The organism is Archangium primigenium (assembly GCF_016904885.1).
GTDB lineage: Bacteria > Myxococcota > Myxococcia > Myxococcales > Myxococcaceae > Cystobacter > Cystobacter primigenius.
The window spans coordinates 403,694-419,352 of sequence record NZ_JADWYI010000001.1 but is presented as its reverse complement, the minus strand read 5'-3'; the positions used below and the strand labels follow the sequence as shown (position 1 = coordinate 419,352).

Annotated in this window: 14 protein-coding genes and 1 pseudogene; 11 read left to right on the top strand and 4 right to left on the bottom strand. The window is 70.0% G+C overall.

The genetic code is table 11. The annotated features are described in order from the left end of the window. The first annotated feature begins 80 nt into the window (after nt 1–80). The 6 genes from I3V78_RS01785 to I3V78_RS01760 are packed head-to-tail and all read left to right on the top strand — an operon-like array spanning nt 81 to nt 6,762. Nucleotides 81–770, top strand: coding sequence for a TetR/AcrR family transcriptional regulator (locus I3V78_RS01785; protein WP_204484584.1), 690 nt, complete (start codon nt 81–83; stop codon nt 768–770). Nucleotide 771: 1 nt separating this feature from the next. Beyond that, nucleotides 772–1,767 carry a 3-oxoacyl-ACP synthase III family protein gene (locus tag I3V78_RS01780; protein ID WP_204484583.1) on the top strand — a complete coding sequence of 332 codons (996 nt, stop codon included), beginning with the start codon at nt 772–774 and terminating at the stop codon, nt 1,765–1,767. Nucleotides 1,768–1,787: 20 nt separating this feature from the next. Further along, the gene (locus I3V78_RS01775) at nt 1,788–3,332 is read left to right on the top strand and encodes an acyl-CoA synthetase (protein WP_204484582.1); all 1,545 of its coding nucleotides are present in this window, start codon (nt 1,788–1,790) and stop codon (nt 3,330–3,332) included. A 47-nt stretch (nt 3,333–3,379) separates the two neighbouring features. Next, on the top strand, nt 3,380–4,009 hold the full coding sequence (locus I3V78_RS01770) for a hypothetical protein (protein WP_204484581.1): 630 nt from the start codon (nt 3,380–3,382) through the stop codon (nt 4,007–4,009). Between the two features lie 54 nt (nt 4,010–4,063). Continuing rightward, nucleotides 4,064–5,725, top strand: coding sequence for a hypothetical protein (locus I3V78_RS01765; protein ID WP_204484580.1), 1,662 nt, complete (start codon nt 4,064–4,066; stop codon nt 5,723–5,725). A 2-nt stretch (nt 5,726–5,727) separates the two neighbouring features. Next, entirely contained in the window at nt 5,728–6,762 is a 1,035-nt protein-coding gene (locus tag I3V78_RS01760; protein WP_204484579.1) for an alpha/beta fold hydrolase, read from the top strand. Between the two features lie 55 nt (nt 6,763–6,817). On the opposite strand, the gene I3V78_RS01755 is transcribed toward I3V78_RS01760, so the two are convergent. Then, on the bottom strand, nt 6,818–7,828 hold the full coding sequence (locus I3V78_RS01755; protein ID WP_204484578.1) for a lipase family protein: 1,011 nt from the start codon (nt 7,826–7,828) through the stop codon (nt 6,818–6,820). A 395-nt stretch (nt 7,829–8,223) separates the two neighbouring features. Here I3V78_RS01755 and I3V78_RS01750 point away from each other — a divergent pair, with 395 nt between their 5' ends. Then, nucleotides 8,224–8,400, top strand: coding sequence for a hypothetical protein (locus I3V78_RS01750; protein ID WP_204484577.1), 177 nt, complete (start codon nt 8,224–8,226; stop codon nt 8,398–8,400). Next, nucleotides 8,394–9,497: a hypothetical protein gene (locus tag I3V78_RS01745; RefSeq protein ID WP_204484576.1), complete on the top strand. Its 1,104-nt coding sequence runs from the start codon at nt 8,394–8,396 to the stop codon at nt 9,495–9,497. The genes I3V78_RS01750 and I3V78_RS01745 overlap by 7 nt, the downstream gene beginning before the upstream one ends. Before the next feature lies 1 nt (nt 9,498). On the opposite strand, the gene alr is transcribed toward I3V78_RS01745, so the two are convergent. From alr to I3V78_RS01730, 3 genes are all read right to left on the bottom strand, one after another. Next, nucleotides 9,499–10,704 (bottom strand): alanine racemase, encoded by a 1,206-nt coding sequence (gene alr, locus I3V78_RS01740; protein WP_204484575.1) that lies wholly within the window; start codon nt 10,702–10,704, stop codon nt 9,499–9,501. Nucleotides 10,705–10,818: 114 nt separating this feature from the next. Next, complete coding sequence (locus I3V78_RS01735) at nt 10,819–11,553, bottom strand: Imm52 family immunity protein (RefSeq protein WP_204484574.1); 735 nt, start codon at nt 11,551–11,553, stop codon at nt 10,819–10,821. Nucleotides 11,554–11,565: 12 nt separating this feature from the next. Continuing rightward, nucleotides 11,566–12,795 carry a Tox-REase-5 domain-containing protein gene (locus tag I3V78_RS01730; protein WP_204484573.1) on the bottom strand — a complete coding sequence of 410 codons (1,230 nt, stop codon included), beginning with the start codon at nt 12,793–12,795 and terminating at the stop codon, nt 11,566–11,568. Between the two features lie 518 nt (nt 12,796–13,313). Between I3V78_RS01730 and I3V78_RS01725 the strand changes: the two genes are divergently transcribed. The 3 genes and pseudogenes from I3V78_RS01725 (at nt 13,314) to I3V78_RS01720 (ending at nt 15,565) form a co-directional block, all read left to right on the top strand. Continuing rightward, nucleotides 13,314–14,699 (top strand): hypothetical protein, encoded by a 1,386-nt coding sequence (locus I3V78_RS01725; RefSeq protein ID WP_204484572.1) that lies wholly within the window; start codon nt 13,314–13,316, stop codon nt 14,697–14,699. Nucleotides 14,700–14,702: 3 nt separating this feature from the next. Further along, nucleotides 14,703–15,026, top strand: a pseudogene (locus tag I3V78_RS40445) (AHH domain-containing protein); the annotation flags it as partial. 83 nt (nt 15,027–15,109) lie between these two features. Next, on the top strand, nt 15,110–15,565 hold the full coding sequence (locus I3V78_RS01720; protein WP_204484571.1) for a SitI3 family protein: 456 nt from the start codon (nt 15,110–15,112) through the stop codon (nt 15,563–15,565). Nucleotides 15,566–15,659: the final 94 nt, after the last annotated feature.

The following is a 15,659-nucleotide window of genomic DNA, read 5'->3' as shown; positions in this document are numbered from 1 at the left end:
CTGCCTGCACGCGCGCACGGGCGTCTGGAAAGGATGGTTTTTGACAATACTGCGAGGGAGGTGTTACGCAAGGTTGAAAGATGAATCGGTCTTCAACTCCGCCCGCGCCCCGCGTCGTGCCCTTGACCCCGCGGGGCCAGCGCACGCGCGGCAAACTCCTGCGCGCGGCGGAGACGCTCTTCGGGGAGAAGGGCTACGAGCACGCCTCCATCGCGGACATTACCCGAGAGGCGCAGGTGGCGTTGGGGACTTTCTATGTCTATTTCCCCGACAAGCAATCCATCTTCGTGGAAGTGGTGGATGACCTGGGCGCGCGCCTGCGCCGGCTCATCGCGGAGGCGGTGGCCGAGTGCGAGGACCGCATGGCGGTGGAGCGCGAGGGCCTGCGGGCCTTCTTCCGCTTCGCCAGCCAGCAGCGCCACCTCTACCGCATCGTCCGGCAGGCGGAGTTCGTCGACGAGGCGTGCTACCGCCGCTACTACGACCGCTTCGCGCGCGGCTACGTGACGGGCCTCAAGAAGGCCATGGACGCGGGCGAGGTGCACCGCCTGGACCCGGAGACGATCGCCTACTGCCTCATGGGCCTGGGGGACTTCCTGGGCATGCGCTGGGTGCTGTGGGAGGGCGACGCCGGCCTGGAGCAGGTGGTGGACACCGCCATGGCCTTCATCCGCCATGGCCTGGAGGCGCGGCCGGCCCGTCCGGCCCCTGCCGTCCGGGGCGCCGCCAAGCGCCGCGCGGGGGCCCGCGCGCCCCGGAGCAAGGGCTGAGATGCGCTACGCGAGGGTCCTGGCCACCGGCCGCTACGTCCCCGAGAAGGTCCTCACCAACGCCGACGTGGAGGCACTGCTCGGCGAGCCCGTGGACGCGTGGCTCCAGCAGCACGTGGGCATCCAGCGGCGCCACCTCATGGCCGAGCACGAGGTGACGTCCGACCTGTGCGTGAACGCGGCGCGCCAGGCGCTCGGGCGCGCGGGCGTGAAGCCGGAGGCGTTGGACCTCATCATCGTGGCCACGGACACGCCGGACTACCTGAGCCCGGCCACGGCCTCGGTGGTGCAGGCGCGGCTGGGCGCGAGCCACGCGGGCACGTATGACCTCAACAGCGCGTGCGCGGGGTGGGTGACGGCGCTGGACGTGGCCAGCAAGACGATCGCCGCGGACGACAGCTACCAGCGCATCCTCGTGGTGGGCGCCTACGGGATGAGCCGCTACGTGGACTGGAAGGACAAGCGCACCTGCACGCTCTTCGCGGATGGGGCGGGCGCGGTGGTGCTCGGCGCGGGGGACACGCCCGGGGTGCTCGGCGCCCGGCTGCTCGCCGCGGGCGAGTACCACGACGCGCTGGGCATCTACACCGGCGGCACCTGGCGGCCCGCCACCCCGGAGACGCTGGCGCTCACCGGCGGCCGGCCCGTGGTGCAGTTCGCGCGCAAGTTCCCCGCCACCTTCAACACGGACCGCTGGCCCCCGCTGCTCGCGCAGGTGCTCGCGCGCGCCCGCCTGGGGCTCGGGGACGTGGACCAGTTCATCTTCACCCAGCTCAACCTGCGCACCATCGAGGCCACCATGGAGGTGCTCGGGCAGCCCCTGTCCAAGACCCACTGGACGATGGACAAGTGGGGCTACACGGGCGCGGCGTGCATCCCCATGACGCTCGACGACGCGGTGGAGCAGGGGAAGATCCGGAAGGGAGACCTCATCGCGCTGTGTGCCAGTGGAGGCGGGCTCGCCATGGCCGCGGCGCTCATTCGCTGGACGGTCTGAACCGAGGGGACGCGGACACCATGTTCATCGGGGATTGGATGGGCCGCGGCGCCCTGTACTGGCCCGAGCGGACCGCGGTGGTGGACACCGCCCGGGGCACGGGCGGCCGCTTCACCTACCGGGACATGAACGCGCGGGCCGAGGCGCTCGCGGGCTGGCTGCGCGAGGCGCTGGGCGTGCGCCGGGGCGACCGGGTGGGGCTCGTGGCCCACAACGGCGTGGAGTGTCTGGACGTCCTCTTCGCCTGCGGCAAGCTGGGGGCGCTCTTCGTGCCCTTCAACTGGCGCCTGCGCGCGCGCGAGCTGGCGGAGCTCCTGCGCGACACCTCGCCCCGCGTGCTGTTCCACAGCGGCGAGTTCGGCGAGGGGCTCGCCGCCGCGCTCGGGCAGGCGGGGGGCGCGCCGCCCACGCTCGTGCACCTGGACGGGGAGGGCGCGCCCGGAAGCCACGCGTACGCCGAGGCGCTCGCGCACCGCGCCGCGGCGCCCGTGCTCAACCCGGACGTGGAGGCCGAGGACATCCTCTGCCTGTTGTTCACCGGGGGCACCACGGGCCGGGCCAAGGGCGCGCGCATCAGCTACCGCATGGTGGCGTGGAACACGCTCAACACGCTCGTGCACGAGCTGCGGCCGGACGACGTCACCGTGACGCACACGCCCATGTTCCACACCGGCGGGCTGCTCGTCTACACGCTGCCCCTGCTCACCGTGGGCGGCACGGTGGTGCTCTTGCGCCGCTGGGACGCGGACGAGCTCTTGCGCCTGGTGCCCCGCGAGCGCGTGACGCTCTTCTTCGCCGTGCCCACGCAGTACCAGCAGCTGCACGACGCGCCCCTGTTCCGCGCGGCGGACCTCACGAGCCTGCGCTTCATGACGAGCGGGGGCGCGCCGCTGCCGGAGGCGCTCGTGCGCGCGTGGGGGGCCGTGCACCCGGTGCCCTTCAAGCAGGGCTTCGGCATGACGGAGCTCGGCCCCGGCATCTTCAGCATGGGCCCCGAGTCCGCCCTGGCCAAGGCGGGCTCCATCGGGCGGCCCAACTACTTCGTGGACGCGCGGCTCGTGGACGAGGAGGGCCGGGACGTGCCCGAGGGCGCCACGGGCGAGCTGCTGCTCAAGGGCCCCAGCATGTGCTCGGGCTATCACGAGGACCCCGGGGCCACGGCGGAGGCCATCGACGCCCAGGGCTGGTTTCACTCCGGGGATCTGGCGCGCCGGGACGCGGACGGCTTCTATTTCATCGTCGGCCGGAAGAAGGACATGTTCATCTCCGGCGGCGAGAACGTGTACCCCCTGGAACTGGAGTCCGCCCTGCAGGAGCACCCCTCGGTCCAGGCCAGCGCCGTGGTGGGCGTGCCCGACGCGCTCTGGGGCGAGGTCGGGCGGGCCTACGTTGTGCTCAAGCCCGGGGCCTCCACCACCGCCGAGGCGCTGCTCGCGCACCTGCGCGGCCGGCTGGCGCCCTACAAGGTCCCCAAGCGCCTGGACTTCGTCGACGCGCTGCCCGTGTCGGCCGCGGGCAAGGTGCTCAAGCGCGAGCTGCGCGAGCGGGCGCTCCTGGACGCGTGACGCCCGACGCCGAACTTCTCGAATCTACCCCCAAGGAGAGTCGTCCCATGAAGAAGCAACTGTGGTCCACGCTGATGCTGTGCACGCTGGGGCTGATGGGCTGTGGCATCGAGGATCCGCCGTCGACCAACCCGCCCGTGGACACCGGGCCCAAGTACAACACCGCGGCCAAGCTCAACGCGGCCCTGGTGGGCAAGACGCTGGTGATGACGGGCGCGGACGTGCCCAGCCACCCCAACGGCTATGACGAGGATGTGAACTACGGCCAGGCCACCCAGTGCTACAAGTCCGTCACCATGAAGGTGGAGGGTGAGCAGCTCTACAAGGTCACCAGCGCCCTGGGCACGCTGCGCGATGCGCCCAAGGTGCTCGACCGCGGCACGTGCGACCACGACGCCGTCTCGGGCCAGCTCGAGTTCACCTCCACCACGGTGCTGCTCGAGAACGTGAAGGACGACGGCACGTGCTTCGACGTGACGTACACCTTCCCGGGGGGCGTGGTGCAGGAAGGCCGCGGCGTGCTGAGCCAGGATGGCAAGACGCTCAAGCTGGAGCTGTTCTTCACCACCCAGGCCACGGGCCACCGCTGCGCCAGCGGCGCGCCGGGCGCGTCGGGCGTCACGCTGCAGGGCAAGCCGTTCACCGGCAACGCCGTGCAGACCTATACCCTCCAGTAATCCACCCGTGCCGCGCCGGCGTGCGGCCCCCCCTTCCCCGGAGACGAGACGGACATGACGTGGCGGTTTTCCGAGACAGACAGACGACCGGGAGGGAGTGCGCTGGCGCTGGCCCTGGGCCTCATGGGGCTCGCCTCGCCCGCCTGGGCCCAGGCGAGCCCGCCCCTGCCGGGGGCCTACGCCGGCTGGTATGACACGCGCGACCGCGCCGAGGACGCCGAGCCGCGCGAGTTCACCCTCATCAACTACTTCTTCACCCGGGCCTCGGCCACCAACCTCATCGCCGACCCCGCCGGGCTCAAGGGCGTGTCGCTCGGGCCCTTCGGCGTGGGCGCGGGCAGTGCGGTGACGGTGACGCCCGGGCGCTCGGCCTTCTGGGTGGAGCAGCGCTGGATTCCCGTCCTCGAGTACAGCCCCCACTTCATGGACGGCCTGGCGAGCTTCCGCGCCCAGCTGGAGGTGGACTATCTCTGGGGCCGCTCGGCCAACGCCCTGCAGCAGAACGAGGGTGGCGGCTTCAACGCCGACCAGGTCAACATCCAGACGAAGAACGTCAACGTCGCGCTCTACCCCACGCGCAAGCCGAGCGAACTCGCGCTCATCGTGGGCACCCAGCCCGTCTACGACGCGTACTTCGATCCCACGCGCACGAGCCTCAACGACATCATCCGCACCGGCTACAAGCTGGCCTTCCTGGGCAGCGACGCCACGGGCCTGTCGGCCTTCGGCATCCGCGGGCGCCACCACGGCCGCCTGAGCCTCTTGCCGCTGGGCAGCGCGCAGTCGGACAAGGCGCTCTTGAGCGACCCGCGGCTCAAGTACGCCATCCTCGGCATGGCCGACTACGCCTGGTCCCTGGCGCCCGGCACGAACGTGGGCGTGTCCGCGTGGTACCTGCGCGACGACACCAAGGGCGACGCCTACGCCTTCGAGGGCCTGGTGAAGAGCGGCCCCTCGTCCACGGGCCTGCCGTACTTCGTGGGCACCGCGCGCTTCAACATCGACCGGCCCACGGGTTGGGTGGGCTGGCTCGGCGCCAACTTCCACCACAACATCGACTTCCGCACCGGCCGGCTCGGCGCCTCCGGCTTCGTCATGTACAACGGCGGCCGCTTCACCAGCACCAAGGAAGACACCACGCTCAACCGCGCGGTGGACATCGGCGGCCTGTCCGCCAACCTGGAGGTGCTCTACAACTACGGGCGCACGTCGAACGACTTGCTGACGCTCGAGGGCATGTTCTCCACGGGCGACTCGGACCTCAACGACGGCCGCTACACGAGCGCCTTCACGCTCAACCAGTACGGCCTGCCCGGCGCGGTGTGGTTCAACCACAAGATGCTCTTGCTCTTCCCCTTCACCAGCACCGTGAACAACTACACGGGCGCGGTGACGGACCTGTCCAACCAGGGCTACGGCCTCCAGGCCCTGCTGGCCACGGGCGCGTATGACCTCATCCCCAACAAGCTGCACCTGAAGGTGGGCGCGGGGTATGCCCAGAGCTCCGTCACGCCCACCGAGCTCACCGCGGGCACGGCGCGCGGCCGGGTGCTGGGCACGGAGATCAACGCGGAGCTGCGCTACACCCTCCGCTACCTCATGAGCGTGGGCCTGCACGCGGGCTACCTGTTCCGGGGCAACTTCTACAGCGGCAACACCTTCGTCACCACCAACCCCTGGGCCGGCTTCACCACCTTCACCTGGTACGCGTTCTGACCATGAAGACTCCCATCGCATGGGCCCTGCTCGCCCTGGCGGGCCTCTCCTCCGGCTGCGTCACCTCGTACGCCGCGCGTCCGGCCCTGTCCTTCCAGGACTTCGACTACTCCTCCACCGACGGCAAGCCCTGGCCCACCGCGCGCCTAGCCCTGCCGGACACCGCCGCCGCGCTCGCCCTCCAGCAGGTGCCCGAGGTGGCCTACGTCGAGCTCAACCCCCAGGGCACCCGCACGATCGTGTTCATCCACGGGCTGGGCTCGTACCTGAAGTTCTGGCGCTACCAGCTGGATGCCTTCGCCGCCCAGGGCTACCGCGTGCTCGCCCTGGACCTGCCGGGCTTTGGCAAGTCCGACAAGCCCGCCTCCTTCCCCTACACCATGGAGGCCATGGCGGACGTGGTGCACGAGTTCTCCCGGAAGCTCGGCGCCCCCCGGCCCATCCTCGTGGGCCACTCCATGGGCGGCCAGACGGCGCTGTCCTACGCCCTGCGCTACCCCCAGGACGTCCAGGCGCTCGTGCTCACCTCGCCCGCGGGCTTCGAGCACTTCAGCCCCCGCGAGAAGGCTTGGTTCAAGCGCGCCTTCAGCACCTCCTTCATCAAGAGCGCGACCGAGTACGCCATCTGGGGCAGCGTGCGGCAGGGCAACTTCGAGCACTGGCGGCCGGAGCTCGACTGGCTCATCGAGGAGCGCGTGCGCGTGGCCAGGAGCCCCGAGTTCGACGCCTACGCCTACGCCAACGTGCGCACCGTGAACGGGCTGGCCCACAACGACTTCGTGCGCGACAGCCTCGCCCAAGTGGCCGTGCCCACGCTCATCATCTACGGCGAGGCCGACCGCCTCATCCCCAATGCCTTCCTCCACGGCGGCTGGGCACGGGACGTCATGCGCTACGGCCACGAGCGCATCGCCGGCTCCACGCTGGTGGGGCTCGCCGGCTGCGGGCACACCGTGCAGATGGACTGCCCGGAGGCCTACAACCCCCGGGTGCTCGGCTTCCTGGAGGGGCTCGCGCCGCCGCCCGCCACGCCGTAGCCGCCCGGCACCCCGGAGCCCGTGTGCGCTCCGGGGCCCCGGCCCCCGCGGGGACTCAGGGCACGGCGTGCTTGTTCACCATGCTCCACTGCACCGCGCCGGTGAGGTCCTTCGAGTTGAAGTGACCGTAGGGCGCGGACGAGTAGCGCTTCTCGCCCGTCTGCCCGGGAATCTGCGAGGTGTAGCTGCCGTACACCACGCCCCCGTAGCCGACGATCTCGTCCGCGGTGGAGTAGATGCTGTAGCGGAAGGCGCCCTCGAAGCCCTTCTGGGCGAGCAGGTCATCCAGGTAGTTGGAGCGGCCGCTCACGCCGAACGCCGTCATGTAGCCGGGGTAGAGGCCGTTGGTGTTGCCGCAGGTGTACGTGGTGGTGCCCGTCTGGTAGCACGAGGTGAGCCCGAGGTTGGCGCCCGCGATGCCCACGAAGGTGTCCACCGAGGACGTCAGGGGCTCGCCGATGTAGTACCGGCCGCCCTCGAGCGCGTCCGTGGCGTAGCCGCCGAGGATGGCCTTGCGCGCCAGCGTCACGCCCATGGAGTGCGCGATGACGTCCACCTTGGCGGCGCCCGTATACGCCTTCACCGCCTCGATGAACTTGCGCACCTTCATCACGTTCGTCTTCGAGTGGTACTGGTAGGCGGACATGGACGCGCTCGCGGGCCCCCACGTCGTGGCGTACAGCTCGCTCGTCTTGTAGCCCTTGCTCTGGAAGTACTCGATGGAGGCGTTCCAGCCGGACTGCCCCAGGCCGCCCGTGCCAATGGCCTTGTCCGAGTTGCCGTGGATGAAGATGACGGGCTGGTTGACCACCGTGTCCGAGGAACTCGCCTTGCCGCCGTAGCTGCCGCCGTCCAGGTCCGCGCGCACCAGGTTGTACGCGGGCTCGTACCCGTTGCTCTTGAGCCACGTGGCGAAGTGCGAGGTGACGCCCGTCGTGGACAGCTCCGCCTGCCGGAGGCTGACCGGGGCGGCCTCGGCGGCGGCGTCCTGCTCGGGACCGCAACCACTCACCAGCGAGCCCAACACCAGCGCGCCCATCAATGAGAGGGAATGACGCAGCTGCATGGTTCTTCTCCTGATTGTCTTGAGAGGGGGGAGGCGGCGCCGGGGGAGCCGCGCCGCGCCGCGGATTGTAACAGCGTTCAGGTTCGTCTCCCCGCGCTCCCGACACGCGAGGCGTTGACGCGCGGAGTCGACCCTCCACGTCACGCGAGGGCGTACTGCCGGTCAGCCCCCCTGTCCCGTGGGGTGAGTTGGTGGGTACACGGTCGCCCACTCCAGGCCTCCCGTGGGATGGGCCTCTTGGTTAGGTTGGATGACACCTGAGGTCGGGGCGAAAGCGCCCAACCCCAGGCGTTGCGTGGGACGGGTGTGTCCAGGGGGGCCCGCGCACGAGCGATCTGTCCGGTGCTGTGTGGTGGGTGGGGGGGATTCCTGCAGTCATCATCCCGGAGGTCATCATGCGGACGAACAAGAAGGCGGTCTGGCGGCGCTGGATGTTGGCCCTTGGCACGGCGGCGGTGCTGTGCGGGGGCGGCGCGGCGTATGCGATGCGCAAGGACTGCTGGCAGTGCGCCCCCTGCGGCTGCGGCACGGACGGTGGCCAGCTGCTGTGCTGCGGTGTGGCCGCGTGCTGAACCGCGACGGCAGACGGACGGGGCGCTCGGGTCGGGTGGCGCTCGCGTGCGCGGGTCCGGGACTGTTGGTGCTCCTGTGGTCCGCGGCGCTGCCCCCCGCCGACGCGTGGACGCCTCCGCTCCCCACGCCCCAGGTGCTCGCCTCGGCCCCCCAGGGTCGCGGTGCGCCCGCCAGGCGCGAGCCCGCGGCGGTGGAGATCCGCGCGAGCCCCGCGCCCGCCCCGGTGCCGGCCTCGTTCGCGCCGACCCCCGTGCCGAGTGTCTCGCCGCCTTCCGCCGGGGTGGTGCTGCCGCTGGCCGCCCACGAGCTCGCGTCCGATGGGCTGCCCGTTTCGGCCATGCGCTGCACGCCGGGGGCCGAGGGGCTGTCCTGCGGGAGCTGCCGCGCGGATGGCGATTGTCCCCAGGGGCAGGGGTGCGTCGCCAACCGGCAGACGCGCCGCTTCGAGTGCATGGCGTCGGAGTGCGAGGCCGACGGCCACTGCTTTCCGGGGGACGTCTGCCGCGCGGTGACGACCGGGGCCACGGGCATCGTCGTGCGCCGCTGCGCCCCCGAGGGCGTGCGCGGCCCGGGCGAGCCGTGTGATGCCTTGCCCTTGTCCGCCGCGGGCTCCTGCCGCGAGGGCCTGCGGTGCGTGAATCAGGTGTGTGCCCCGCCGTGCACGCTCGATGGGCGCGTGCGGTGCGAGGCGGGCTTCACCTGCGCCGAGGGCCTGGAGGGGCCGGGCTGCTTCCCGGACTGCCAGCGGCGGGGGTGCGCCGAGGGCCAGCACTGCGCGCGGGTGCGCGAGGGGGACTACCAGTGCCTCCAGGACGCCCAGGGGGCGTGTCAGGACAGCCCCTGCGCCGAGGGGGAGCGGTGCAACCTGCGCATGTCCCGGGGGCGGGCCACGTTCTGGTGCGCGCGGGTCTGTGACTCCACGCGCCAGGATAGCTGCGGGGCGGGCCAGGTGTGCGGCATGGGCAGCGCCACGGCGAGCACCTGCTTCCGCCAGTGCGACCCCCTGGCCCCCGAGCCCTGTCAGTCCGGCTGGTCCTGCGCCACGGTGACCGAGGACATGTCTGTGTTTGGCTGCACGCCCGCGCTGGCCCCGTGAGTCAGGGCGCGACGACGCGCTTGAGGTGGGCGCCCAGCCGGGTGAGCAGCTCGTAGTTGATGGTCTGGGCCCAGGTGGCGAGCGTCTCGGCGTGCAGGTGCTCGTCGCCGTCCTGGCCGAGCAGCGTCGCCACCAGGGGGCGCTCGTCGCGCGTGGCGTGGGTCACGTCCACGATGACGTGGTTCATCATCACCCGGCCCACCACCGGGCAGCGCCGGCCGTTCACCAGCACGTGCGCCTTGCCCGACAGGAGTCGGGGGTAGCCATCGAAGTAGCCCACCGGCAGCACCGCCACCCGCGTGGCGTCCGCGCACCGGTAGGTGCACCCGTAGCCGACGTAGCTGCCCGCGGGCAGCCACTTGACGACCTGACTCGGGCAGCGCCAGGAGAGCACGGGCTTCAACTCCGGCACGCGGCCGAGCACCAGCCGCGCGGACAGCCGCGTCTCCACCGAGGGCCACAGCCCATACAGCGAGATGCCCACGCGCTGCGCGTCATAGCGGGCCCGGGGCAGCACGAGCGTCGCCGCGCTCGCGGCCATGTGCCGTTGCACGGGCTCCTGGACGGGCACGCGGGCGCGCAGGGCCGTCAGCCCGGCCTCGAACACGTCGAGCTGGGACTCGGCGTACTGCTGCTCGGTCACGTCCTCGGTGTTGGCGAAGTGGCTCAGCACGCCCACGACACGAATCACGTCCGCCGCGTCGCGCAGGAAGTCGAGCTCGCCCGCGGCGAGCTGCCCCGGGGTGAAGCCCTCGCGGCCGAGGCCCGTGTCCACGTGCACGTGCACCCGGAGCGGGTGGGGGACCTGGGCCCGGCGCAGCTCGGCCACGAGGCCCGGCCAGGTGCCATCGCCGAGCACCGCCTCGATGCCCGAATAGGCGAGGGCCACGGCCTCCTCGGCGTCCACGGCCCCGATGACGAGCACCTGCCGGGCGGGCAGGCCGAGCGCGCGTTCATGGGCCCGGACGGCGAGGGCGTCTCCCGGGGTGATGAAGTAGAGGACGTCGACGAGGGGATGGACGAGGGGCAGCGCCTGGGCGAGGCCATGGCCATAGGCGTTGCCCTTGAGCACGGCGCCCAGGGAGCGAGGGCCCCCGGTCTCGGTGGACAGCGCGCGCAGCGTGGCCACGTTCGTGGCGAGCGCGCCCGCCGACAGCTCCAACCATGACGCCACCTTGCCCGTGGCTCCCACCAGTCCCTCGTGCATCGTCCGTCCTCTCGCGCCTGCCGCCCGCGTCCCGGTGTTCTGCGCCAGAACCGGAGGCTTTGCACGCGCCATCCGGACAGGCGGGGAGGGAAGCGGATGCGCGGGTGCTTCCGCTCAGGCGATCCCCGCGTCGGTCGCCGTCATCTTCCCGAGAAAACCCCGCTCCTCAAGAAGCCGTTGCACCTGGTGGCCCAGTGCCACCCGCTCGGAGTCGTTGCGAGTGAAACGCTCTGGCGCCAGGACGATGAGGCTGCCCGTGTCCCCCACGGATTCGATGCGGACGGGCTCCGGGAGGGAAGGCAGCCCCTCCCGGAGCCGGGGAAGGTAGGTCATCCACCCGAGGAAGGTGTCCGCCTCGTCATGGCGCGAGAACTCCTCCCAAAGTCCGTCTCCCGTTACGAGGGCCCACTCGGGCTCCCAGGCTCGCGCGAGGGCCTTCAGCACGCGTTCGGCCACGGCGGCGGTGAGCAGCGGCTCGACGCCAGGGGCGTCCTTGGGGAAGGACAGCCGGACGCTGTTCGGTCCTCCCGTCGCGGTCGAGCCACAGTGGAGCATGACCACTCCGCCCTCACCCGACTGACGCTCGTGGCCGGTCCAGGCACTGAAATGGAAGCCATCGCCGTCGTTCTGGTACTTGCCCTGGCCGAAGAAGCGCAGGAAGGCGTCCCGCGTGGGCTCGAAGCGCTGCTGGAGCGCCTGCTTGGGCGAGCGGGCTTGTTCGTACCAGCGCGCATAGCTGGGGTGACAGTCCGCCAGGAGTTGGAAGAAGGATGCCGCGCGCGATGCGCAGGCCTCGGCGGATTCCTCGCGGCAGCCCCAGTAGGCACCCGCCAGATGGGAGTCGCTCATGCGTGATGGGCCTCAGGGCAGGGGCGGCGTATGAACGACCTCTATACCCGGGATCCGCGCCTCCCTGAACGCCCGCTGGAGGATGGGCACCATGCGCGCTTCCGCCACGTGCCAGCGAAGTGGCACCCCGCCGGTGAGTCCTTTCTGCCGTCGGGCTTGTTGCACCATGCCCTCCAGTCCTTCGTATCCCCACCTGGGCTGGAGGTCGGCGTCGAACCACTTCTCGTATTCGCGTGCCTTGGCTTCGAGCAGTGTGCCCGTGCGGGAGTCATAACCGTCGTAGTCCACGCACTTGTCGCCGCGACAGACCTTGTAGGCCCAGCCCTTGGGGGCACCCGTGACCTGGGCCTGATAGGTCCGGGCCTGCTCGGACATGCTGGAGGCGTCCTCCACCCAGTGGCCAGGCCCACCCGCTGGCGGCCACCCGCCTCCCGGACCGGGCAGTCCCGTGTGGGCCATGTGCAGGACGTAGGTCGCTCCCAGTGCGTGGCCTGCCGAGGACACGACCCTGCCCGTGGGCACCGCCACGAGGCGGAGCGCCAGAAGTCCCTCTCCGGAGAGGGACAGCAGGGGCGTCGTGGTGCTTCCCAGTGCACCGCCCCAAGTGGCCGCCTTCGCACTCCCCGCTCCCGCGGAGCCCACGGTCAGCGCGATCCCCGTCGCGAGCCGCGACACCGTACGAACCCTCTCCGCGTAGGGCTTGTGGCGGAACTCCTCCCAGTGTCGCGGTGCATTCGCGTAGAGCTGGCGCACGGTCGCTGGCAGGTGGGCCAGTTCCCGGAGCGTCTCGTCCGTGTGGAAGACCAGTCGATAGAGACCTTCCACCATGTCGACGACCGCGAGGCCCGCCCCTTCGGCGAGCGCCAGGCCGGCATGATCGTCCGGCGCGTAGCGCCCCACGGGGTGCGCGCCGCTTGGTACGTCCAGGGCTCCATCCACCGGGAAGAGCTGCCCTCCGACGATCGCGTAGAAAGGGCCGACCTCGAAAGCGCCCGCGCGCAACGTCCCGTCCTCGGCGAGCCTGGGCGGTCCTGCCTTCTGTACCGCAATGCCCGTGAGGGGTTTGACCAGATAGCCATCCGGACGCAGGACGAGCAGCCGCGCGAAGCGACCCATGCGCGTGTGCAACTCATCCCTCGATACGGGTGCTTGTCCTTGGGCGACCCCCAGCAGGAGGTGGGCCGCCATGCGCCGGGGACCGAAGTTCCCGAGCGTCACGGGCGTGGCCAGCAATGGGGGCACCAGCTCCAACGCATGGTGGGGACGGAGCGAATGGCCATCCGTGGGCAGCGCGGTGGCGGGGACTCCCGCGTGCAGGAGGAATCCCTGGAAATAGTCGAGGACGATAGGGACGGCGTAGGGGCGGCCATCGCCTACGCCGTCAGGCCATCCCAGCCCTCGTTCATCCTCCGCTTCATTCACCGGACGTTCGTCGTGTGCTTGCCGGTGGTGTCGCACGGGGGCACGACCGTCGCCCGCCTCCATGCGATCCTCTTGTGCCTCAGGGCTCGTCTTGGACGCGAGGTGCGTCTCAGTGAGAGACGGGCGCTGTACGTGGACCGGTCTTCCTGACGCTTCGCCCGAGGGGTGGAGCGTGGCACAGGCCAACTGCGATACCAGGAGGGCGATTGCACGCGTCGCGGTCCACCACCTCCTGGGCGAGCCTGTGTCTCCCTTGGGTTCTTCGTGCATCCGTCCGGTGCTCCTGTTCAATGCTCTGTCTGGAAAACAAGGAAAACACACGGTAAAGGGAAAGTCCCATGAGACCCTCCCTCCTCAAGAACCTCCTCGCCTGGCTGCTCACGGGCGTGTGTCTGGCCTCCAGCGCCGCCGTGGCGCAGAGCCTCTTCCTCGTGCCCCAGTTCCGCTACAGCTCGGGCTCCAGCAAGGAGAGCAGCAGCACGTTCATCGCTCCGGCGAACACCGTGCTGACGGGCCGCTGGCATGGCGGCGATGAGAACGGGCAGACCGTCTACCAGTACGCCACGCTCCAGGCCGTCAACGAGTTCAACGAGCCCGTCGCGGGCACCATCGCGGTGCAGACCCTCGGCTGGAGCCACTGGATCAAGGAGTCCGCCGGCATCTGGTTCGACGCGCCCCAGGGCACCGTGTTGATCGGCCGCCAGCACACCGGCGACGAGAACGGCAACACGCGCTACCTCACCGGCCGCGTGACGCTCAACGGGCTGCCCACCGAGGTCATCGATCTGGCCACCTCCGGCGGCATCAAGGAGTCCGGCTCCATCTGGTACACCACGGACGCGCGGCGGGTGATGACCGGTCGCATGCACCAGGGCGACGAGAACAAGAACTCGTACTACCGCGGCGGCACCCTGCGCGTGGCCCTGCCGCCTCCGCCCAATGCCTTCCGCATCATCGTGAAGCTGCATCCGCAGGAGGGCTACTACCCCATGGCGCCCATGGACTTCATTCGCGCTTCCCGCTTCCGCCACCACAAGGGCTGGGGCACGGACCAGGGCTTCAACAAATCCTCCTTCTCGTGGGTCTCCGGCAACGACAAGTCCTGGGAGTACTTCGACGTCCCCGTGAGCTTCATCAACAGCTACACGATCAACCCGGATGGCTCGAACCGTCGCCCCCGGGATTCGAAGTCTGGCAGTGACTGGAACGTCTTCCTCCAGCCCGAGGGCCACCCCCAGGGCAACTTCTCGCCCACCGGCCAGGTGCCCTCGTTCCGCCACCGGCTGCAGGACGGGCGTCAGCAGTACTGGCTCTTCTACGGCTACAACGAGTCCTCCTACATCCTCAGCTTCTCCCACCAGGGCGACTGGGAGGACGTCACCGTGCACACCGCCAATGGACTCATCACCGGCGCGTCGCTGAGCGCTCATGGCGAGCGGACCCTGTACCCTGTCTCCTCATTGCAGACGTATGTCGATGGCAACGTGCAGGTGCTCGTGGTGTACGCGGCCAAGGGCACCCACGCGCTCTACCCCGCGGTGGGCAACTTCCACACGGCGGGCACTGACGAGACGCGGGACGGGGGCGTGTCGTGGGTCATCACCGACAACGTGCAGGAACTCGAGGAGCAGCCGTGGAAGGACTACGCGGGCGCCTGGGGCGAGGTGGGGGAGACGGCCACCACCACCGGCCCGCTGGGTCCCTGGCACAAGAAGATCCAGTAGCCCATGAAGCTGTACTGCACGGCAGTGATGCTGGCCCTCCTCGTGGGGTGTGGCACGGCGTCCCGGGTCGTGCGCCTGGACACGGGCCAGACCGACGCCCTCGTCTTCCACCCACGTTCCGGCGCCAAGCCGGTGGCGCTGGGCCACGGCGAGTTCGAGGAGGCCGTGTCGGAACTGGCTCAAAATGCTCGGCCCCTTCCCTGGCCCCAGGACGCCGCCCGGCGACTGTTCGAGGTAGGGGCGCGGAGCGGTTCGTACACGTACGACACACCGAGTCGCCGCATCACGCCGTTCGCGCCGGGCGAGCACCTGGAGGGGCGGCACACTCCGGAGGTGGTAGGGTGGCGATGTTTCTATCCTGGTCTCATAGCCCAAATGCCGCGCACCCGATTCACCAACGCGGGGAGAACATGGGATTGGACAACAGTCTCGAGCTATCAACGGGCTTGAAGCCCGTGCGGGCATTGCGACTCATGGCCGAGAGCTTCGGGCTCGAGTGGGTCGATGATGCCCATCTCCTCGGGCCAGCGGTATGGGTCAGCGCGATCGAACCCGATCAAGACTTCAAGCTCATGATCGAGGCAGCCTTTCACTTCAGACCCGATCTGTCCGTGGGATTTCGACTCGATCCCAATAGCAGTGAGTACGAGGAGGGAAATCGCATCATGCTGCGCGCGACGATGCTCCTGTTGGAGCAGGGGCGAGAGGGGGTCCTGCTCTTCAACGGGGAGCACATCGTTCTGCAGAGGCTCGGCGGGAACCTGGTGCTCAACGAAGACTCACGGAACTGGACGGACGGGCTCCGGCTGGAAAACGAGATTCGCCTGCCCCACGAAAAGCGGCCCTTGCCCTCGCCCCTGTTGTAGTGGGCTCGAGCCGCTGTCGTGGCACTTCCACCTGGACTCCAGGCACTGCAACGACAACGCCAGCAGCGCGTACGCCTTCTCCGAACTGGGTCGC